Origin of the sequence: Mucilaginibacter agri (assembly GCF_009928685.1) — a bacterium.
GTDB classification, from domain to species: domain Bacteria; phylum Bacteroidota; class Bacteroidia; order Sphingobacteriales; family Sphingobacteriaceae; genus Mucilaginibacter; species Mucilaginibacter agri.
In genome coordinates this window covers 102,234-120,763 of the sequence record NZ_WWEO01000040.1, presented here as the reverse complement: position 1 = coordinate 120,763, position 18,530 = coordinate 102,234, and the positions used below count along the sequence as shown (strand labels likewise).

At 42.1% G+C, this 18,530-nt stretch carries 26 protein-coding genes; 19 read left to right on the top strand and 7 right to left on the bottom strand.

Features of this window, described 5'->3' with window-relative positions; translation table 11 throughout:
- Positions 1–31: 31 nt before the first annotated feature.
- Positions 32–1,249, bottom strand: coding sequence for a BaiN/RdsA family NAD(P)/FAD-dependent oxidoreductase (locus GSY63_RS06405; protein WP_166584961.1), 1,218 nt, complete (start codon positions 1,247–1,249; stop codon positions 32–34).
- On the opposite strand from GSY63_RS06405, the gene GSY63_RS06400 reads away from it, so the two are divergent.
- The 10 genes from GSY63_RS06400 (at position 1,248) to purE (ending at position 8,534) form a co-directional block, all read left to right on the top strand.
- On the top strand, positions 1,248–1,874 hold the full coding sequence (locus tag GSY63_RS06400) for an NADH-quinone oxidoreductase subunit A (protein WP_166584960.1): 627 nt from the start codon (positions 1,248–1,250) through the stop codon (positions 1,872–1,874). The genes GSY63_RS06405 and GSY63_RS06400 overlap by 2 nt on opposite strands.
- Positions 1,871–2,350 (top strand): NADH-quinone oxidoreductase subunit B, encoded by a 480-nt coding sequence (locus GSY63_RS06395; protein ID WP_166584959.1) that lies wholly within the window; start codon positions 1,871–1,873, stop codon positions 2,348–2,350. The genes GSY63_RS06400 and GSY63_RS06395 overlap by 4 nt, the downstream gene beginning before the upstream one ends.
- A gap of 325 nt (positions 2,351–2,675) precedes the next feature.
- Complete coding sequence (locus GSY63_RS06390) at positions 2,676–3,440, top strand: SDR family NAD(P)-dependent oxidoreductase (protein ID WP_166584958.1); 765 nt, start codon at positions 2,676–2,678, stop codon at positions 3,438–3,440.
- 91 nt (positions 3,441–3,531) lie between these two features.
- Complete coding sequence (locus GSY63_RS06385; RefSeq protein ID WP_166584957.1) at positions 3,532–4,446, top strand: helix-turn-helix domain-containing protein; 915 nt, start codon at positions 3,532–3,534, stop codon at positions 4,444–4,446.
- A gap of 110 nt (positions 4,447–4,556) precedes the next feature.
- Positions 4,557–4,991, top strand: coding sequence for an RDD family protein (locus GSY63_RS06380; RefSeq protein WP_166584956.1), 435 nt, complete (start codon positions 4,557–4,559; stop codon positions 4,989–4,991).
- A gap of 97 nt (positions 4,992–5,088) precedes the next feature.
- Positions 5,089–5,583 (top strand): hypothetical protein, encoded by a 495-nt coding sequence (locus tag GSY63_RS06375; protein WP_166584955.1) that lies wholly within the window; start codon positions 5,089–5,091, stop codon positions 5,581–5,583.
- Positions 5,584–5,828: 245 nt separating this feature from the next.
- On the top strand, positions 5,829–6,236 hold the full coding sequence (locus GSY63_RS06370; protein ID WP_166584954.1) for a hypothetical protein: 408 nt from the start codon (positions 5,829–5,831) through the stop codon (positions 6,234–6,236).
- A 54-nt stretch (positions 6,237–6,290) separates the two neighbouring features.
- A complete protein-coding gene (locus GSY63_RS06365; RefSeq protein ID WP_166584953.1) occupies positions 6,291–7,430 on the top strand; it encodes a 5-(carboxyamino)imidazole ribonucleotide synthase in 1,140 nt (379 codons plus the stop codon).
- Between the two features lie 32 nt (positions 7,431–7,462).
- Complete coding sequence (locus GSY63_RS06360) at positions 7,463–7,999, top strand: STM3941 family protein (RefSeq protein WP_317168549.1); 537 nt, start codon at positions 7,463–7,465, stop codon at positions 7,997–7,999.
- A gap of 13 nt (positions 8,000–8,012) precedes the next feature.
- Positions 8,013–8,534 (top strand): 5-(carboxyamino)imidazole ribonucleotide mutase, encoded by a 522-nt coding sequence (gene purE / locus GSY63_RS06355; protein ID WP_166584951.1) that lies wholly within the window; start codon positions 8,013–8,015, stop codon positions 8,532–8,534.
- 98 nt (positions 8,535–8,632) lie between these two features.
- Here the strand turns inward: purE and GSY63_RS06350 are convergent, their stop codons facing one another.
- The gene (locus GSY63_RS06350) at positions 8,633–9,196 is read right to left on the bottom strand and encodes a YqgE/AlgH family protein (protein ID WP_166584950.1); all 564 of its coding nucleotides are present in this window, start codon (positions 9,194–9,196) and stop codon (positions 8,633–8,635) included.
- Between the two features lie 117 nt (positions 9,197–9,313).
- Between GSY63_RS06350 and pdxH the strand changes: the two genes are divergently transcribed.
- From pdxH to GSY63_RS06330, 4 genes are all read left to right on the top strand, one after another.
- Positions 9,314–9,961: a pyridoxamine 5'-phosphate oxidase gene (gene pdxH / locus GSY63_RS06345; protein WP_166584949.1), complete on the top strand. Its 648-nt coding sequence runs from the start codon at positions 9,314–9,316 to the stop codon at positions 9,959–9,961.
- Positions 9,958–10,455 carry an NADH-quinone oxidoreductase subunit C gene (locus GSY63_RS06340; protein WP_166584948.1) on the top strand — a complete coding sequence of 166 codons (498 nt, stop codon included), beginning with the start codon at positions 9,958–9,960 and terminating at the stop codon, positions 10,453–10,455. The genes pdxH and GSY63_RS06340 overlap by 4 nt, the downstream gene beginning before the upstream one ends.
- A 72-nt stretch (positions 10,456–10,527) precedes the next feature.
- A complete protein-coding gene (locus tag GSY63_RS06335; protein WP_166584947.1) occupies positions 10,528–10,908 on the top strand; it encodes a four helix bundle protein in 381 nt (126 codons plus the stop codon).
- A 28-nt stretch (positions 10,909–10,936) separates the two neighbouring features.
- Complete coding sequence (locus GSY63_RS06330; protein WP_166584946.1) at positions 10,937–12,121, top strand: NADH-quinone oxidoreductase subunit D; 1,185 nt, start codon at positions 10,937–10,939, stop codon at positions 12,119–12,121.
- 234 nt (positions 12,122–12,355) lie between these two features.
- On the opposite strand, the gene GSY63_RS06325 is transcribed toward GSY63_RS06330, so the two are convergent.
- Positions 12,356–13,462 (bottom strand): trypsin-like peptidase domain-containing protein, encoded by a 1,107-nt coding sequence (locus GSY63_RS06325; protein WP_166584945.1) that lies wholly within the window; start codon positions 13,460–13,462, stop codon positions 12,356–12,358.
- A gap of 16 nt (positions 13,463–13,478) precedes the next feature.
- Entirely contained in the window at positions 13,479–14,048 is a 570-nt protein-coding gene (locus tag GSY63_RS06320; protein WP_166584944.1) for an RNA polymerase sigma factor, read from the bottom strand.
- Positions 14,049–14,315: 267 nt separating this feature from the next.
- Between GSY63_RS06320 and GSY63_RS06315 the strand changes: the two genes are divergently transcribed.
- The 3 genes from GSY63_RS06315 to GSY63_RS06305 all read left to right on the top strand — a co-directional run bounded on the left by GSY63_RS06315 (position 14,316) and on the right by GSY63_RS06305 (position 15,198).
- Positions 14,316–14,516 carry a hypothetical protein gene (locus tag GSY63_RS06315; protein WP_166584943.1) on the top strand — a complete coding sequence of 67 codons (201 nt, stop codon included), beginning with the start codon at positions 14,316–14,318 and terminating at the stop codon, positions 14,514–14,516.
- Between the two features lie 98 nt (positions 14,517–14,614).
- Positions 14,615–14,878 (top strand): hypothetical protein, encoded by a 264-nt coding sequence (locus GSY63_RS06310; protein ID WP_166584942.1) that lies wholly within the window; start codon positions 14,615–14,617, stop codon positions 14,876–14,878.
- Positions 14,879–14,994: 116 nt separating this feature from the next.
- On the top strand, positions 14,995–15,198 hold the full coding sequence (locus GSY63_RS06305; protein WP_166584941.1) for a hypothetical protein: 204 nt from the start codon (positions 14,995–14,997) through the stop codon (positions 15,196–15,198).
- Between the two features lie 73 nt (positions 15,199–15,271).
- Here GSY63_RS06305 and GSY63_RS06300 read toward each other — a convergent pair whose 3' ends face one another.
- The 3 genes from GSY63_RS06300 to GSY63_RS06290 all read right to left on the bottom strand — a co-directional run bounded on the left by GSY63_RS06300 (position 15,272) and on the right by GSY63_RS06290 (position 16,388).
- Positions 15,272–15,577, bottom strand: coding sequence for a hypothetical protein (locus GSY63_RS06300; protein ID WP_166584940.1), 306 nt, complete (start codon positions 15,575–15,577; stop codon positions 15,272–15,274).
- Between the two features lie 97 nt (positions 15,578–15,674).
- Positions 15,675–16,136 (bottom strand): PA2169 family four-helix-bundle protein, encoded by a 462-nt coding sequence (locus GSY63_RS06295; RefSeq protein WP_166584939.1) that lies wholly within the window; start codon positions 16,134–16,136, stop codon positions 15,675–15,677.
- Positions 16,137–16,208: 72 nt separating this feature from the next.
- Positions 16,209–16,388, bottom strand: a complete 180-nt coding sequence (locus GSY63_RS06290) for a hypothetical protein (RefSeq protein WP_166584938.1) — start codon at positions 16,386–16,388, stop codon at positions 16,209–16,211.
- Positions 16,389–16,635: 247 nt separating this feature from the next.
- On the opposite strand from GSY63_RS06290, the gene GSY63_RS06285 reads away from it, so the two are divergent.
- Both GSY63_RS06285 and GSY63_RS06280 read left to right on the top strand, forming a co-directional pair.
- Positions 16,636–16,914 carry a PLD nuclease N-terminal domain-containing protein gene (locus tag GSY63_RS06285; RefSeq protein WP_166584937.1) on the top strand — a complete coding sequence of 93 codons (279 nt, stop codon included), beginning with the start codon at positions 16,636–16,638 and terminating at the stop codon, positions 16,912–16,914.
- Between the two features lie 53 nt (positions 16,915–16,967).
- Positions 16,968–18,479 (top strand): ATP-binding cassette domain-containing protein, encoded by a 1,512-nt coding sequence (locus GSY63_RS06280; protein ID WP_166584936.1) that lies wholly within the window; start codon positions 16,968–16,970, stop codon positions 18,477–18,479.
- Positions 18,480–18,530: the final 51 nt, after the last annotated feature.

Below are 18,530 nucleotides of genomic sequence, written 5' to 3'. Positions count from 1 at the left end.
AATCGCAACTTTTTCGTTACATTTTTTATAACTATAAATTTTGAGCAATTACAAAGCCGCTTGCCCAGGCCCATTGAAAGTTATAGCCACCCAGCCAACCCGTAACATCCACACATTCGCCCCCCATAAATAATCCGGGTACTTTCTTAGCTTCGAGAGTTTTAGAGGATAGCTCATCGGTTGAAACGCCACCACGCATCACCTCCGCTTTATCGTAACCCTTGCTTCCTGCAGGCGTCACCTTAAATTCGTGGATAAGGGCATTAACACTTTCCAAATCGGCCTTACTTAAAGTGGCTAAGTTTTTACTGATCGGTAGATATTCGCCCAGTGCTTCCGCGAATTTGCGTGTAAACAATCCGGATAGTAAAGTCTGCAGCAACTGTTTACCGTTATTTCTTTGTTCTGTAGCTATCAGATCAAGTATCGATTGGTTGGGCAATAAGTCGATATAAATACTTTCGCCTTGTTTCCAATAAGAAGAGATCTGCAATATGGCGGGGCCGCTCAATCCCCAATGCGTAAAAAGAATGTTTTCTTCAAAACTAATTTGATCATTCCAAACCCTGCAAAAAATGCTGCTGCCCGAAAGTTGCTCGTACCAACTTTGCTGTTTACCTGTAATGGTAAGCGGCACCAATGCGGGGAAGGTTTCCACAATCTTCATCCCAAATTTACGGGCGGTGCGCAGGCCAAAATCGTTTGCCCCCATTTTGCTGATAGGTAAACCGCCTGTGGCAATTACAACCTTATCGGTGGTAATAGAAGCTGTTTTGCCATGGCGTTCGTAAGTAAGGGTAAAACTTTCGTCGTCGTTTTTACTCACATCGGTAACCCGGGTGTTGCACCACAGCTCCTGATCTAACTGCTCGCACAAATCGGTAAAAATTTGTACCACATCTTTAGCCTTACCATTTGCGGGGAAAAGCTGGCCAAGGGTTTTCTCAGCGCCTTCTATCCCATAGGTTTCAAAAAAACTGATGGTATCCTCAACCGTCCATTGCGCAAAGGCCGATTTGGCAAAGTGCTCGTTCTGCGAGATAAACTGTGCTGCAGAGGCATACATATTGGTGTAATTGCAGCGCCCGCCCCCACTTATCAGGATCTTGGCACCGGGCTTATCATTGTGCTCTATTACGAGTGTACGCTTGCCTAAATAGCCGGCTTGTACAGCGCACATTAGTCCGCATGCACCGGCACCGATAATTATAGCGTCAAACTGGGTTTGTTTTGTTATTTTTGCTGCCATGGGCGAAGTTGCGCAAATATCAGAATTTGGAAAGATACTTATCTTTTTAATTATAGGTATTGTTATGACCGGGGCTGCTTTTTTTGCAAACAAGCTGGTTGCACCCAATAATCCCAATCCCGAAAAGCTAACCTCATACGAGTGCGGCGAAGAACCAACCGGCAACGCATGGCTCCCATTCAACTCCCGTTTTTATGTTATAGCACTTATATTTTTGCTCTTTGATGTAGAAATGATGTTCATTTTTCCATGGGCTACCGTTTTTGGCGATAAGCAAATTGCTGCTGTTGATTCGCGCTGGACAGTATTAAGCATGGTTGAAATGTTTGTATTTGTAGGCATCCTGATATTAGGACTGGTTTACGTTTGGATAAAAGGAGACCTCGCCTGGATAAAACCGAACCCGATTACGCCTAAGGTTGATGTGAATATCCCTGCATCGGTTTACGCAAAACTTAATCTGGAGCAAAGCGAATTTAAAGTAAGGCCGTTCTCAATAGAAAACGAAACGCCTGCAACTATAAGTGCTACTGCAGCTGCTACTTCCCCGGTAACTGCCGCTACAGATACTGTTCCTGTTAAAAGACCTATGTTTAAACCAGCATTTAAAAAAGCCAGCGAATGACCAGCGAAATGAACGAAAATGGCGGTATAGTAATTACCAAAGTAAACGACCTGCTTAACTGGGCGCGTTTATCATCGCTATGGCCATTGAGTTTTGGTATTGCCTGCTGCGCTATAGAAATGATGGGGTCTTTTGCATCTACGTACGATTTCGAACGTTTTGGCGTTTTTCCGCGTCCCTCAGCCCGCCAGGCAGATGTGATTATCATTGCCGGTACAGTCACCTTTAAAATGGCCGAGCGTATTAAACGCCTGTACGAGCAAATGCCCGAGCCTAAATATGTGATCTCTATGGGATCGTGCTCTAACTGCGGCGGCCCATACTGGCAGCATGGCTACCATGTTGTTAAAGGCGTAGATCGGGTAATACCGGTAGATGTTTACGTACAAGGTTGCCCTCCCCGCCCCGAAGCCCTCATCGGTGCCGTGCTCGAACTTCAAAAGAAAATTGAAGGTGAGCGGGTGTTGGAAATGTAATTTTTATTCTGAATTTATATGGGCTGTCATCCTGAGGCACTCGAAGGATGGTGCAGAGGCCTTTGCCCGCATGTTTCGAGTACCTCAACATGACATTCCCTTCTTCATCTAAAACCACCGCTGTCGCAAGTTTAGCGTAGCGTAACTTGTGACTATGACTAGTGCAAGCTTCCAGTTTGCGGTAGCTTAAGTTTTAAAGCCCTCTCCTCCGGAGAGGGTTGGGTGAGGCATCCGCAATTATTTGAATTTCGCAAATAATGGATTGATTACTACAAACAGTCCAATCATTTGTACACCATCTTTGTATTATAAAAAAGAGAATACAATGGATAACAAAAATAAAATAGCCCTGGTAACCGGCGGCAGTCGCGGATTGGGTAAGGATATGGCTTTACGCCTGGCAGAAAAAGGGCTTGATGTGGTTTTAACCTATCATAGCAAAGCCGAAGAAGCACAAAATGTGGTAGCTCAGATTGAAGCCATCGGAAGCAAAGCCGCTGCACTACAGCTTAACGTGGGCGACATCAAAAGCTTCGGAGCATTTGCAGATCAGTTGAAAGCTACCTTAACCAGCAAATTCGATACAGAACATATCGACTTTCTGATTAATAATGCGGGTACTGGGCTTTACACGGCTATAGCCGACATGACAGAGGAATTGTTTGATGAAGTATTAAACGTGCATTATAAAGGCGTTTACTTTTTAACGCAAAAATGTATCCCGCTGATGAGCGATGGTGGTGGTATCGTTAACATTTCATCAGGATTAACCCGCGTTAGTGTACCCGGCTCATCTGCTTATGCGTCAATGAAAGGTGCTATAGAAACGTTTACTAAATACCTGGCCAAAGAATTGGGCGAGCGGAAGATCAGGGCTAACGTGGTTGCTCCAGGCGCTATCATGACCGATTTTGGCGGCGGGCATTTACGCGAGGACGAACAACTACAGAAATTTATAAGCAGCATCACTGCTTTGGGTCGTCCTGGGGTAGCTGAAGATATTGGCGGCGTGGTTGCCTTTTTATGCACCGAAGATGCCCGTTGGGTAAATGCGCAACGCATAGAGGCATCGGGTGGCATGGCAATTTAATTGCCCTACATTTTTTAACCGGCAGCAGACTTGTTTAAAGCCTGCTGTCGGTTTTGTATTTAATATTAACTTTGAATTATACAAACCAGCAATGACCAGTCTCACTTCTATAGACGATTTTTACCGGAGAAATTCGGCCCCGCTTCCTGAGGGTATTGCAAAGGAGATTGGGCATTTTAATGTTTTTGATACGGAAACGCTATTTGATGAAGCAAAAAAAAGCGGACAACGTATTATGCCCTACAGCAGGCGCACCTATTATAAAATCAGCTGGTTAAGAGGCCGCAGCCGTGCCGAGTACGCCGATAAAGTAATAGATATCGAAGCTAATGCCCTATTGTTTGCAACGCCCAAAATCCCCTATCATTGGGTGCCGCAGGATACGGATCAAACCGGGATGTTCTGCATATTTACACCCGATTTTCTGTCGACCCAAAAATCTGGCGTGAGTTTGGAAGAACTTCCGCTCTTTCAACCGGGCCAGTTACCTGTATTTCAACTTACCCCCATCGAAGTCTCTGAAATTGAATATATTTTCCGTAAAATGGAGAGGGAGCTGGCCTCAGATTATAAATACAAATACGATCTGCTGCGCAACCTGGTGCTCGAACTGATCCATTACGGACAGAAACTACAACCGCTCTCGGCACTCGGTACAACTCAAAACGCCTCTCAACGTATATCGTCATTGTTTGTTGAACTACTAGAACGACAGTTTCCACTCGATCAGCCGCATCAGCGGCTAAACTTAAGATCGGCCAAAGATTATGCAGACCGTCTTGCGGTACATGTTAACCACCTTAACAAAGTGCTAAAAGAAGCTACGGGCAGCACAACAACTGCCATTATCAGTAACCGCATACTACAGGAAGCCAAGATTCTTTTAAAGCAAACCCAATGGAGCGTAGCCGACATTGGGTACGCGTTAGGCTTTGATGATGTAGCGCACTTTTCCAACTATTTTAAAAAACAAACGTCATATACCCCATTGGCGTTCCGTGCTTAGGTTGATGTGTAAAAGTGTATAAACGAACAATAATACGGCAAATTTATTTTAGCATAAATGTCTCATAGGCAGTTTGTAGATTAGCGATTCAATCACCCTATACACAATTTATGTTAGACGATTTACTCACCGCAGGTGCTGAACCCAACGCCATAACCCTCGAATATCCGGCACTCGTTGAAAGATTACAATCCGTTTTTATAGATATGATGCTTATCATCATGTGTATGGGCATTTTTTCAGCCTTGCTGGATAGGCTCACCTTTGCTCCGGTATGGGTGAGGCCAACCCTATTTTTTACTCTATTTTTTATTTACGAACCGGTTTGTATATGCTACGGATGCACTTTGGGCAACTACATTAAAAAGATAAGGGTAAGAAATGTAGACGATATTAATGAGCCCATTAATTTACTGCAATCTTTTATACGGTATACGCTTAAACTCGCCTTGGGATGGTTCTCCTTTTTAACCATTCACGGCACACCACAACGACGCGCCATACATGATATAGCTTCCGGGAGTTTAATGATCAAGAAAGCCTAAAGCATATTTTATCGATATAGTACTGCCATGTGCGGGATCAGCAACCTGCTTTTGCTGCAAATTTCATAGCTTCGGGCAATCTTTTGCAGGCTAACTTATGCGCAGAAAACTATACCTCACCCTGTTTTTAACTTTTTTGCTCACCGCCACGCTCGATGCGGTTGCGGCTATACTACTTAATCACGGCGTGCCTGCCGAACGCATTGCCCGTTATATAGCCAGCGGTGTTTATGGCAAGCGTGCATTTACCGTACCCGGCCCTACCATGATTATTTACGGCGTGATGTTTCATTATATGATAGCTTACGCCTTTACAGCCGTTTGGTTTATCAGCTACCCGGCGCTTAAACGCGCAGGGCTGAACAAATGGATCATTGGCTTCGGATATGGCGTGGTAACCTGGCTGGTTATGACGTTTATGGTATTGCCAATAAGCAACATTATCAAATCAAAAGCCCCCATGACCTTGTATGGCATTGGCACAGGTATAGGCACGTTGGTGATCTGTATCGGTTTGCCTACGGCATTGATAGCGGCGTGGTATTACGGAGGAGCCGGGAAGCCCGCAAGACGAAAAGTCCGAAAGAACTAAAGGTATAATTGGCGCTTCCTCGCTGACACACGCTTGTCGTAAAAACACTTAAAAGTCATAAAAAGTGGTGCATCAATATGTTATCGCTATCTAACAATAAAATCCTTTACACTGATTATCAGTATATTAAAGTTTAAAATAATTAAAAAATGACTTTTAAGTAGGAACACAGTGGTGCATATGGTGCATTGCACCACGCACCACTTTAATATATCTATTTCAATTATCTCTAAATTGCAGCCGTTATGAATACCAAATATCTGCTTCAACTAATTTTTAAAGCGCTTGCGTTTTCGTTTGCCTTGTCTTTTATACTAGGCTCTGCATACTATATCAAAACGGTTAAATTTGACAATTACATACCGGCGGTCCCATCTATCATTGCCGGTTCGTTATTACTTACGCTGATACTTACTTTAATGGAATTTGCCGTATTGTTTTTCCAATACCATAGCATTTATACCAGCACTATCGTTAGGCTTATATTATTTTTTGGCGGTACTGTGGGCTTTTTGACGTCTATATACTTTCGCCATTTGAGCGAATCCAACATCATATTCTACGCCATTACGGGCATTTCCTTTTTAGGGGTGCAGGTTATTTTATATGTGAGGATGTTGAGAAAATACCCGCCGTCGGCAAAAATGGGGTAAGCATAATTCCGTTATGGAATTATTTAAAAATTTGCGGTAAACTTGCATCAGCAAATGAAAGCATTTTACGGAGACCTGCGATTAGGAATTTTAGGCGGTGGCCAGTTAGGCCGCATGCTTATACAACAAGCTATAAACTACAATGTTACGGTTAAAGTTCTAGACCCGGACCGGGAAGCGCCATGCCGTAAGCTTTGCGACGAATTTGTAGTTGGCTCGCTGAGCGACTACGAAACCGTTTATAATTTTGGTAAAAAGGTAGACCTGCTTACCATCGAAATTGAAAAAGTAAACGTTGACGCCCTGGAGCAACTGGAGCGCGAAGGTGTGCTGGTTTATCCGCAGCCACGCGTGATCAGGCTGATACAGGATAAAGGGTTACAAAAGCAATTCTTCAAAGAAAACGATATCCCTACGGCCGAATTTCAAATCATATCCTCCCCTGCCGAATTGAAAAACGCCAGTATCCCATTCCCTTACATTCAAAAATTAAGACGCGACGGTTACGATGGCAAAGGTGTTTACAAGGTGGTCGACGAATCGTCTTTAGCCAAAGCCTTTACCGAACCAAGCCTTATTGAGCGCTGGGTTGATTTCGAAAAGGAAATTGCGGTTATAGTAGCCCGTAATGAAAGCGGCGAGATCAAAACCTTCCCAATGGTGGAAATGGAATTTAATCCCGAAGCTAATTTAGTTGAGTTTCTGATTGCGCCATCCACCCTGCCTCACACCGTACAACAAGAGGCCGAAGAAGTAGCTAAAAATATTGCTTCGAAACTAAAGATAGTTGGCCTACTGGCTGTCGAGATGTTTTTAGATAAGCATGGCCGGATACTGGTTAACGAATTGGCACCACGTCCGCACAACAGCGGTCATCAAACTATTGAGGGCAACGTGGTATCGCAATTCGAACAACACCTTAGAGCGATATTTGACCAGCCACTTGGCGAAACTGATTGCCTGAACAACGCTATAATGATAAATCTGCTAGGCGAAGCCGGCCACGAAGGCCCTGCGGTTTACAAGGGTATCGAGAAGGCCTTGAAATGTCCGGGTGTATACATCCACCTTTATGGCAAGGCTTTAACCAAACCTTTCCGCAAAATGGGCCATGTTACCATAGTTGATTCCGACCGCGAAAAAGCTATTGAAAAAGCCCGCTATGTTCAGGAAATTTTAAAAGTAGTTTCTTAGGAAGAGAATCGGGAATCAGGAATCAAGAGCCCTTGAATGAAATAAAGCTATATAAATCACGCTGGAAGGCTATACGGTTAATGCTACTTTGCCTGCCTTTCATAATCGTGGCTTTATGGGATTTAAGATACGAAACAACCTTAATGCCCGATTGGGTTTCATGGCTTTGTCTCTGCTTCTTTGGCTGGGGTGTCCCGATTGGTATCTTCAATTTACTAGATAGGAAACCTCAGATCATCATTAACGAAACGGGCATTTTTGATCGTTCGGCATATAAAGATTTCATTAATTGGGATATTATCGAACATGCTTACTGGAATACATCCTATAAGCAAACCTTTGTTTGCCTGATTATTAAAGACCAGTTTAAGCACCTCATCCAGATAAAAAGCAAGTTAAAGGAAGTCTCCTTGGCTATGGGCTACTCTGAGATAAACATCAACCTTGGTCCTATAAGAAACATTGATCACCAAAAATTAACGGCATTAATCGTAAATTTGGCCAAGGCAGATCCGTCGGCAAGGGCAACCCTTCTTAGCCAGTCGAACAATTTGCCGGTTAAGCATTAATAAAACAATCACCATGAGCATACAACCTAAAGTAGCCATTATTATGGGCAGCAAGTCTGATTTGAATATTATGCAGGACGCTGCTGATGTATTAAAAGAATTAGGCGTTGATTACGAAATTACCGTGGTATCGGCCCACCGCACTCCCGATCGTATGTTTAGCTACGCAAAATCAGCCGCAGACCGTGGTTTGAAAGTAATTATTGCCGGGGCCGGTGGTGCAGCGCATTTGCCAGGCATGGTGGCTTCGTTAACTCACTTGCCGGTGATCGGTGTTCCGGTAAAATCGAGCAATTCTATTGATGGTTGGGATTCGTTGTTGTCTATTCTGCAAATGCCTAATGGCATCCCGGTGGCCACCGTTGCTTTAAACGCAGCTAAAAATGCGGGCATACTTGCTGCACAGATTTTATCTACCGGCGACGAATACATCACCCAAAACCTCATTAAATACAAAGCTGATTTGGCAAGTAAAGTAGAAGAATCAGCTAAAGGGATGAAAGATGAGGGGTATCCGAGCAATTACGACGCGTGATGTTTTGCGTGTGCCCCATGCTGTCGCAAGTTTAGCGCAGCGTAACTTGTGACTAGTCTTATGTAAGCTTACTTACGTCTTACAACCGGCAACCGAACTCAATTCAACGCAGGATTCTCCGGAAAATTAGCGATATGTGCGTAACGCTGGCCCAAGCTTATCACCACTTCTTTCCAGAGGTTCTGCTCGTCGTGCGTAAAAACAACATCGCTATTAAATTTATTGGCTACTATCCAGGTATCTTCGGTTAATTCATTTTCCAACTGACCAGGTGTCCAACCCGAATATCCGGCGAAAAATTTAATCTCGTCGTCTTTTAATTGATAGGTGTTGATCAGCTCTTTTACCTGTTCAAAATCACCACTCCAATATATACCATCCGATATTTCTGTACCACCAGAAATCTTTTCCGGGCAACGATGGATAAAATGTAAGGTATTATTGGCTACCGGGCCACCTACATAAACCGGCAATTCGGAATAAGAAATATCCGGCAGCAGGTCCCCTATCATATATTCACTCTGGTGATTAAGCACAAAACCCATTGCGCCAAGCTCTGAATATTCGGTTAGCAGAATAACCGACCTCTTAAAATTCGGATCGGCCATAAATGGTTCCGAAATCAATAATCGACCTGCCGCGGCAGAAATGGTGCTAAGCATACAGTTTAAGTTTGATAATATAACACAACTGTTAAATTAATGTTCTTTTTAATAACGTTATACACAAGGTAACGGATTTATAAGATATTACTAAACCGTATTTGTAGATTTGCATTGATGAGCCAAAAAGACATACAAGATCTAAGACAAGAATACCTTGCTGCATCTTTATCAGAAAAAGACGTAAAGCAAGATCCATTCATCCAGTTTGATAGCTGGTTTAACCAGGCGCGCGCATCTGAGATGCACGAGCCCAATGCCATGAATTTGGCTACTGCCACTACCGACGGGCGTCCATCTTCGCGCATAGTGTTGCTAAAAGGCTATAATGCCGAAGGCTTCGTATTCTATACCAATTACTTAAGTCGCAAGGGAAAAGAAATTTCTAAAAACCCGTTGGGTGCTATCACTTTTTGGTGGGGGCCGTTGGAAAGACAGATCCGCATTGAGGGTACTATTGAAAAAGTAAGCAAGCAAGATTCTGAAGCTTATTTTATGTCGCGCCCTAAAGGCAGCCAAATCGGCGCTGTGGTGTCGCCACAAAGCCAGGAAATTGATGGACGCGATACGCTCGAAGAAAAGTGGCAGAAACTGGAGAAAGAATATGCCGATAAAGACGTTCCTAAGCCGGCTCATTGGGGTGGCTATATTTTAAAGCCCCGTATGTTTGAGTTTTGGCAGGGCCGCAGCAGCCGCTTGCACGATCGTATCGTTTACAAAAAGGCTGACAAAAACACCTGGAAAATCGTTCGTGTTGCGCCATGACGTTTGAAGAAATCAAGAATTTACTTATTGAAAAATTCGGCGCCGAGGTTATTGCAGGTGAAGAGGCCGGTGTTTTACAGCCTGCTCTACTTATAGCGCCAGCGTATATTGTTGGCGTTTGCCGTGAGCTAAGAGATAATGCCGGTACTTATTTCGACTTTCTATCGTGCCTTACTGGTGTCGATTACGGAGTCGAAGCAGGTAAATTCGGTGTGGTGTATAACCTGTCGTCTATCCCATACCAAACGCAGTTAACACTTAAAGTGATTAAAGAACATGGCCGTGATGTTAACGACCTTCCAGTATTTCCGAGCCTTGTAGAAGTTTATCGCACGGCCGACTGGCACGAGCGCGAGGCATATGACCTGGTAGGGATTTTCTTTGAAAACCATCCCGATTTGCGACGCATACTTTTGCCCGACGACTGGGAAGGCTTCCCGATGAGAAAAGACTACCAGGCAGCTGAATATTATAAGGGGATAAAGATTGATTAATTTCGGATTTCGGATGTTCAATTTCGGATTTTGTAAATGGAAGCCTATTTTCGATCATCATAATATCCGAAAATGAATAAGGAAGAACTTAAAAACAGAACTAAACTATTCGCTGTTCACATTATTAAATTCATCGAATCTCAGCCCGATAGTAGATCATTTCGAGTATTATCCAATCAACTAATAAGGAGTGCGACTTCAATTGGGGCGAATTATCGTTCGGCTTGCAAAGGAAAATCAACAGCCGACTTTATCAACAAGATCATCATAGTCGAAGAAGAAGCAGACGAATCATTTTATTGGCTTGAATTAATAGAAGAATCTGGATTAGGAAATAATACGGCAGTAGCCTACCTGAAAAAAGAAGCAAACGAATTAACAGCCATCTTTACTTCAATAGGCAAAACAGCTAAATTAAATCAACAAATTTCAAAGAATTCGAAATCAAACTAAATCCGAAATCGAACATCCGAAATCCGAAATGATAAATACCGCTTTCGATACATATCAAAAAAAGATTGCCACCGCCGCTACGCAAGACATGGTGCTTAACATGGGCCCACAGCACCCCTCTACGCATGGGGTTTTGCGCCTGGAGTTAATCACTGACGGAGAGATAGTTAAAGAGGCGATTCCTCATCTTGGTTATCTACACCGTTGTTTTGAGAAACATGCCGAAGCATTAACCTATCAGCAAACCATTCCGTTTACCGACAGGATGGATTACCTGGCTTCTATGAATAACAGCCACGCATGGGTTATGGGCGTAGAGCGTATGCTCGGTATCGATAAAGATATTCCGAAACGTGTTGAATACATTCGCGTGCTGGTTTGCGAGCTTAATCGCATTGCGTCGCATCTGATAGCAATTGGTACTTACGGTATCGATATTGGCGCCTTTACGCCTTTTCTGTGGTGTTTCCGCGATCGTGAGCATATCATGGGCATGTTAGAATGGGCTTCCGGCTCGAGGTTATTGTATAACTACATCTGGATAGGTGGTTTATTTTATGATCTGCCAGTAGGTTTCGAAGAACGCTGTGCCGAGTTTGTAACTTATTTTAAGCCCAAATTAAAAGAGCTTAACGAATTGCTAACCGATAACCAGATCTTTATTAAACGTACCGCCAATGTAGGTGTATTGCCTTTAGACGTAGCGATTAACTACGGTTGCTCCGGCCCTGTTTTGCGGGGCTCGGGCGTTAAGTGGGATCTACGCCGTATAGATAATTACTCTGCCTATCCGGAGCTTGATTTCGATATACCTGTAGGTAAAGGCGAAATGGGCACGGTTGGCGATTGCTGGGATCGTTACAAGGTTCGTGTGGATGAGGTTACCGAATCACTTAAAATAATAGAACAATGCGTTGAGCGCCTGCAAAAGGACCTGAAACGTACTTCCGACTTCGACCCGCGTGCTAAAATGCCGCGCAAGATTACCCCTAAAGCACAAGACTACTACATCCGCGCTGAAGGTGCACGCGGCGAACTGGGCTTTTACTTTATAGCCGATGGCCGCACCGAGATACCTTTCCGTGTAAAAGCACGTGGCCCAAGTTTCAACAATCTTTCTGTAATATCCGAAATGTCGAAAGGTGTAATGATAGCAGATCTTATTGCTATCCTCGGTTCTATCGATATTGTATTGGGGGAAGTAGACAGATAAAAAGAATCAGGAATCGAGATCCAAGAATCAAGATAATACCGTAGCGACACAATACTTTGTGTCGCTTTTTTTATTCCAAATCAAAACCGAGCGAGACACAAAGTATTGAACCTCTACTGCGTTTACTGCGTTGCTCATCAATTATAGAAAGTGATCAAACTAAAAAAGCCCCTGAATAAGGGGCTTTTCTGTATATAATTTATAATAGAGGGTTGCTTAGTAAGCGCGTACCGATTATTTAGAATATACTTTAATCTGGTACACGTAATTCTGTACTTTTTTAATTTGCTGCGCACGGCTCAGGCTAGCCAAGGTATTTTTACTGTTAAGTACAATCTTTTTATTTACCGAATCAGACGGCATGTTTTTTATTGCCTTTAGTAAGTATTCAGATTTTACAGCAAATGCAGCACCTTCCATTAACGATTGCTTTCCGCTGATGATACCGATGATATTACCCTTGTTATCTAACAACGGCCCGCCGCTATTGCCTGGATTAACCGGGATTGAAACCTGATATGCCGTAGTATCGTCGTGGAAACCGGTAGCTGATGATAAGTAACCTTTACCATATACTACATCGTTACGTGGATAACCAATAGTGTATACATCCTCGCCTAAATCGCTCTGGGCGCGTTTAAGTGTATAAGGTAAAGGATTTTGCGCTTTAAAAGTAGAATCATCTATTCTTAAAAGGGCCACATCGTACCCTGGCTCTGTGTATACAATACGAGCATGGTAAGAGTCGCCGGTTTCGTTTTGTACGTAAACAGAATCGGCATCTTTTACCACATGGTAATTAGTTACTATATAACCGTTAGCAGTAAGAGCAAAACCAGTACCGCCAAATTTAGCAGGCTCGATAATTCTTTTACTTGCTTTAATATCATGTATAAGCGCGTTGGTTGAATTGTTGAGCTTTTCTGTCGAGCGTTTGTAGCTCTCCATCTGCATCCTTAATTGCGTATAATTAGAATCGTGGCCTTTAAAATAACCTGTAAAGAATAAGGTAGCCAACATAGCAAATATAGCTATGGATGCTGCTACAGATATTTTAGAGTGATGATTACGCCACAGTTGTACAATCCACGACGGATGAACAGTTAATTCCTCTTTAAGTGAATGTACATCAATTTCATTATGGATAGCATTTAAGCGTTGCTCCAGCTCGCGGCGCTCGTTAAATTGTTTAAGCATACCGATAAACTGGCGATGTTCATTAACCTGGCGCTCAATATCGGCATTGTCCTTACGCAGTGCATCAAAGGCAGCGCGTTCTTCGCGGCTCATTTCGCCACTCAGGTAACGCTCTATCTCGTCGTGTAATTGCCTGTCGTTCATAATCTAGTCCCCCTATTTAATTGTGCTGAAAGAATAACTTTTTCAGCCTTTGCAAACATTTATATTTCTGCGTTTTGGCATTGTCTGCATTGGTATACCCAAAACGCTCACAGATATCCTGCATGGATCTGTCGTGCATGTAAAAATCTTCTATAATGGTTTTACAAGGTTCGCCCAGCAAAGCAAGTGCACTTTCCATCTTGGTATATTGCAAATCGCGGTCTGTCTGTTTCTCAACCTCATCCTCAACCGGCAAATAATCCTGAAAGTCTTTAATGTCGCCATCAAACCTGCTCATCTGGTTTAGCCGCTTAAGCCAAAGCCTGCGGCAAACCGAGTAAATAAATGTTTTAAGCTTACTGCTTAATTCAAAATCCCCACTCTTAATTTTATTATAAAGAACAATGATGGCTTCCTGGTAAATGTCCTTCGCATCATCGGCAGAGCCATTATTATTGATGATAAGCTGCATCACCATCGGGAAATATGCAACGTACAATCTTTCTAATACAACTTCCGAATTATTGAGGATACCTAAGATAACCTCGCTATCTGTTGGCGCTGAACCTTTTAACACTTTACTCACTATTAATACCTTTTAACGGGAATAGTAACCCATCTCCGCCAAAAATAATTATTTTTAATTCCGCAATTTGTTAATTAGCTAATTCGGCTATTTGCCGATGCATTATTACTATTGATCAACAATTTTAACTGATTGATTCTTTTGCCGTTAGCAAATTATCGAACTAGCTAATTAACAAATTAAAAATATTTTCACTTGCGAGGGTTACCTTTTAAAGTTTCCGGTATTAACAGATGGTAACTTTAAAAAACTTTTAAAATTTCAATTATGAAAAACATCGCAAAATTAGCTATCGCAGCAGTAGTAACTTTATCATTCGCAGCTTGTTCAGGTAGCAAAACTACTTCAACTACAGATTCAACTAAAGTTGATTCTACAGCTACTACTACTACTGTTGATACTACTGCTAAAGTTGATTCAACTGTTAAAGCTGATACAACTGTTAAGGATACTACTAAAAAAATGTAATTCCTTAAGGATCAGACGATCTTTGAAAAAGGTAACCCTCACAAGGGGTTACCTTTTTCTTTTTAGGGTATTAACATCAAATAAAAAATAATAATACCATGAAAAACTTAGTTAAAAACACCCTTGTAGTTCTAGCCGTATCGGCATCACTAGTAGCTTGTAAAGGTAACGGCTCTGCCAGCGGCAGCGACACTGCGAAAGCAGATTCGTCTGTATCAACAACAGCAGATACAACTGTTAAAGTTGACAGCATTAAAAAAGACAGCGTTTTGGCTGATACTTCAAAAAAAGCGGTTGACACCGTTTCTAAGAAAACTACTGTAAAAACTACCGAGAAAAAAGAGACAACTAAAAAACAATAATTTGCTTATTACAATAAAAGCAAACAATTGTTAATTTTTTTTCGATCAGCACGGTTACCTTTTTGGTTTACCGGTATTAAAGAGAAACTATTAATCACTTTTTTAAAAAATTCACAATGAAAAATTCATTAAAATTCGGTGCTTTAGCTTTAGCTATCTCTGTTTCTATGGTTGCTTGCAAAGGTAGCAGCTCAACTACTACTACTGACTCAACTAAAAAAGACACTACTGTAGTTGATTCAACTGTTAAAGTTGATTCAGTAAAAAAAGATAGCGCTGCTGTTGACACTACTAAAAAAGACACTACTAAGAAAATGTAATTTCCATTTCTTAGGAAAACAAAAAAGGCCCCTGATAATAATCGGGGGCCTTTTTTGTTTATAGCTAATTTGCTTATTTCTTCTTGGTAGTATCAGCTGGTGCAGGAGCAGCCGCGGGTGCGCTTGGCGCAACAGCAACCGACCTAACTTTCATGTGGGTAGTATCTTTAGCCACATCTACGCCACCAGATCCATCGTTAGAAACCTGAGTACCGTTGCTCATTTGGCTGGTTACTGCAGATGTATCCACATTTAACTGTCTGAAAGCTGCATTATCGGTAGTTGAATCCGGAGTGCTGTTTGGGCTATGATCTGCGCTGCAGGCACTGAAAGCGCAGGTTGCAACCGCTGCCAGTAATATAAGTTTGTAATTTTTCATCAATGTTGCTTGAATTATTAATCCTGCACAATATTAAGCACTTTTAACAAAAAAAAAGCATACTGGTTACCCAATATGCTTTTTAAACTTCATATTATTAAGCATTTTGATATTGATCGCGCAATTCTTTGATCTTATCGTGAGCAGCATCAATTGCCGCCTTCTCTTTGGTAAGGATATCTTTAATATAAGCTGGAATATGTTCTTGCTCTAAAGCATCTTTGTAAGCTTTTTTGATAGCATCTTCGCCAAACTCACATTCTTCCAGCACGCTTTTAGTGCTGCCGCTAGTGAAAGCAGCTTTAACCTGTAGCCAGGTGCGATGCAGCGCCCCGCTAGTACTGGTAGTATCTTCAATATCGGCGCCCAGCACTTCTATCTCCGTGCCCAGTTCCATTTTGTTTTGGTGGCTTTCGCCAATGAGGCTGGTAAAAAGCACTTTCAGATCACCTTGGTCGCCTTCCAGATCTTTAGTCGCTTTTTCATATCCTTCTATACGGTCATTATTGATCTTTACCAGATCATTTAATGTTTCGATTGTTGCTTTTGTATTTTCCATGGTTTAATAATGTTGTAAAAAAAATAACGGCAGGCTACTCTAATTGTTTATTAATAATTAATAAAATTTCGATTAAGATTTTCCCCTGAATAATGAGATCAACCAAACGATAATTAATATAACAACAACAACTGCAATAACGCCAACGGCCGCGCCTGCTTTAAATATGCCGCCGACAACTGCGCAACTTCCCAAAAACATCATTGTAAATGAGAACATGATTGCAAACAGTAATATAGGTAAACGTTTCATAGGTATTTTTATATAAAATGTAATAGATATGCATATACAAATACAATAATTATACCTGCGTTAATATTTGCACCTTTACATGCGTTATCATACTCTCTTTTCTATTCAAAACGTATTATTAAACCCAGTTTGGGCTCATATTAAGGCTGTTGAAAAATTCCTCAAACATATTTATGTAAGTTATTTAGGACAAACGCCTATAATCTTCCTTTATCAAACATATCGATGTTCGTAATGTATAGTTAATATGAGCGATACATCATCAACATTATTCAATATCATTGTCGTTTTATTTTTAGTGTGGCTGGTGGTGCTCATCGTCGCCATTATTACACTCTTAAACCGAAAGGATATTTCGACACTAGAAAAAGCATTTTGGGCAGCCGTCATTTTCTTTGCGCCGGTTGTGGGCCTTATATTTTATATTATCTACGGCATCAAAAAAAGTGACCGGAGTAGCGACCTGATTAAACATAAAACCGACCGACTTTACAAATCCATTTTTACAAAACATCCCCGCACATAGTAAAAAAGCCTTTTTTATGCAATTGTTAATATAGGTTTTGTAATTTGCCGGCAATGAATACTCCATTAGTCGACATCAATCGTATCAGTGCCGTTATACAGGGACAACAGGTTTTAAGTGATATTTCTATACAAATTAACACGGGCGGTCACTGGGCCGTAATCGGTAAAAGCGGCTCGGGTAAAAGTGTTTTGCTTAAAGCCATTGCTGGTAAACAGGGCATTACTGCAGGCTCTATCACCAATAATTTTAAGCCGTCGGCGGATAAACATACTGCAGAGCCATTAACCTCGCAGCGCGTTGCTCTCATTGAGTCGCGACATCATTTCAAGAATTTCTCAAACACCTCTGACTTTTATTATCAGCAACGCTATAACTCATCTGATTCGGAGGATGCTATGACGGTTGAGCAATACCTAAGCGCAATACTAGCTCATATAACCGAAGATCATTACTGGACATTGGAGAAAGCTGTAGACCGTCTGCGTTTAACGGATCTATACCAGAAACAACTCATCAAACTGTCCAATGGTGAAACCAAGCGGCTGCGTATTGCGGCCGCTTTGGTGAAAAATCCATCGCTACTATTGTTAGATCAGCCATTAACTGGTCTTGATGTTAATTCGCGCCAGTATTTTAATACACTATTGCAAGAAATCGCAGATTCGGGCATTACCATCGTGATGGCAACTTCGCCGCACGAGATACCTGACATGATACAAACCGTGGCTGTATTGCAAGACGGTAAACTGGTGCAAACCCTCAACCCGGCAGAAATTAAAGCGCACGAATTTGAGTGGGCCAGCAGCGTTCCGGATGTTGACGAGGCGGAAATAGAATCGCTGTTAAGCTTAACCGAGAACCCAACGTTTGAGTGGATCATTAAAATGAATAATGTAAACGTGCGATATGGCGACATACAGGTATTGCACAACGTTAACTGGCAGGTAAAACAGGGCGAGCGCTGGGCTTTATTGGGCCACAACGGTGCCGGCAAATCAACCCTGTTGAGCTTGGCGTATGGCGACAACCCGCAGGCATATGCTAATGATATAATTCTATTCGATAAAAAACGAGGCACCGGCGAAAGTATCTGGGACATAAAGCGCAAATGTGGCTTTGTATCGCCAGAGCTGTATCAGTTTTTCCCGATGGACAACAGCTGTTTGCAGGTGATAGAATCTGGCTTTTATGATACGTTAGGACTATTTCGCATGAGCGAGCCAAGCCGTGCAGCGATTGCTCTGCGTTGGATGAAGGTATTTAACATTGAGAAATACGCACGGCATTTACTTAAAAACATACCTGCAAGCGCACAACGCTTATGCCTTTTGGCGCGGGCCTTGGTTAAAAACCCCACCCTGCTTATATTAGATGAACCCTGCCAAGGCATGGATGACCAGCAACAGCAGTTATTTAAGCATTTGGTGGATACCATTTGTAGCAAAAGCAACATCACACTTATTTATGTAACGCACTATCAACATGAGATACCGAACGCGGTAGATCATTACATCCACTTGAAAAAAGGTGAAGTTGCGCAGGTAGAGAGCATATCAAGATAGTATCATATTTTGATCCGGATTGAATATTAAAGTAATTGCCCCTATCTTTGC

Excerpts from the sequence above, each read along its gene's own strand:
- GSY63_RS06295 (WP_166584939.1), bottom strand. The coding sequence starts at position 16,136 with ATGGAAAATACAAAAGCAACAATCGAAACATTAAATGATCTGGTAAAG.
- purE (WP_166584951.1), top strand. The coding sequence starts at position 8,013 with ATGAGCATACAACCTAAAGTAGCCATTATTATGGGCAGCAAGTCTGAT.
- GSY63_RS06380 (WP_166584956.1), top strand. The coding sequence starts at position 4,557 with ATGTTAGACGATTTACTCACCGCAGGTGCTGAACCCAACGCCATAACC.
- GSY63_RS06405 (WP_166584961.1), bottom strand. The coding sequence starts at position 1,249 with ATGGCAGCAAAAATAACAAAACAAACCCAGTTTGACGCTATAATTATC.
- GSY63_RS06325 (WP_166584945.1), bottom strand. The coding sequence starts at position 13,462 with ATGAACGACAGGCAATTACACGACGAGATAGAGCGTTACCTGAGTGGC.
- GSY63_RS06340 (WP_166584948.1), top strand. The coding sequence starts at position 9,958 with ATGACGTTTGAAGAAATCAAGAATTTACTTATTGAAAAATTCGGCGCC.
- GSY63_RS06370 (WP_166584954.1), top strand. The coding sequence starts at position 5,829 with ATGAATACCAAATATCTGCTTCAACTAATTTTTAAAGCGCTTGCGTTT.
- GSY63_RS06280 (WP_166584936.1), top strand. The coding sequence starts at position 16,968 with ATGAATACTCCATTAGTCGACATCAATCGTATCAGTGCCGTTATACAG.
- GSY63_RS06285 (WP_166584937.1), top strand. The coding sequence starts at position 16,636 with ATGAGCGATACATCATCAACATTATTCAATATCATTGTCGTTTTATTT.
- GSY63_RS06400 (WP_166584960.1), top strand. The coding sequence starts at position 1,248 with ATGGGCGAAGTTGCGCAAATATCAGAATTTGGAAAGATACTTATCTTT.
- GSY63_RS06395 (WP_166584959.1), top strand. The coding sequence starts at position 1,871 with ATGACCAGCGAAATGAACGAAAATGGCGGTATAGTAATTACCAAAGTA.
- GSY63_RS06315 (WP_166584943.1), top strand. The coding sequence starts at position 14,316 with ATGAAAAACATCGCAAAATTAGCTATCGCAGCAGTAGTAACTTTATCA.
- GSY63_RS06290 (WP_166584938.1), bottom strand. The coding sequence starts at position 16,388 with ATGAAACGTTTACCTATATTACTGTTTGCAATCATGTTCTCATTTACA.
- GSY63_RS06390 (WP_166584958.1), top strand. The coding sequence starts at position 2,676 with ATGGATAACAAAAATAAAATAGCCCTGGTAACCGGCGGCAGTCGCGGA.
- GSY63_RS06375 (WP_166584955.1), top strand. The coding sequence starts at position 5,089 with ATGCGCAGAAAACTATACCTCACCCTGTTTTTAACTTTTTTGCTCACC.
- GSY63_RS06330 (WP_166584946.1), top strand. The coding sequence starts at position 10,937 with ATGATAAATACCGCTTTCGATACATATCAAAAAAAGATTGCCACCGCC.
- GSY63_RS06365 (WP_166584953.1), top strand. The coding sequence starts at position 6,291 with ATGAAAGCATTTTACGGAGACCTGCGATTAGGAATTTTAGGCGGTGGC.
- GSY63_RS06300 (WP_166584940.1), bottom strand. The coding sequence starts at position 15,577 with ATGAAAAATTACAAACTTATATTACTGGCAGCGGTTGCAACCTGCGCT.
- GSY63_RS06350 (WP_166584950.1), bottom strand. The coding sequence starts at position 9,196 with ATGCTTAGCACCATTTCTGCCGCGGCAGGTCGATTATTGATTTCGGAA.
- GSY63_RS06305 (WP_166584941.1), top strand. The coding sequence starts at position 14,995 with ATGAAAAATTCATTAAAATTCGGTGCTTTAGCTTTAGCTATCTCTGTT.
- GSY63_RS06310 (WP_166584942.1), top strand. The coding sequence starts at position 14,615 with ATGAAAAACTTAGTTAAAAACACCCTTGTAGTTCTAGCCGTATCGGCA.
- GSY63_RS06335 (WP_166584947.1), top strand. The coding sequence starts at position 10,528 with ATGAATAAGGAAGAACTTAAAAACAGAACTAAACTATTCGCTGTTCAC.
- GSY63_RS06385 (WP_166584957.1), top strand. The coding sequence starts at position 3,532 with ATGACCAGTCTCACTTCTATAGACGATTTTTACCGGAGAAATTCGGCC.
- pdxH (WP_166584949.1), top strand. The coding sequence starts at position 9,314 with ATGAGCCAAAAAGACATACAAGATCTAAGACAAGAATACCTTGCTGCA.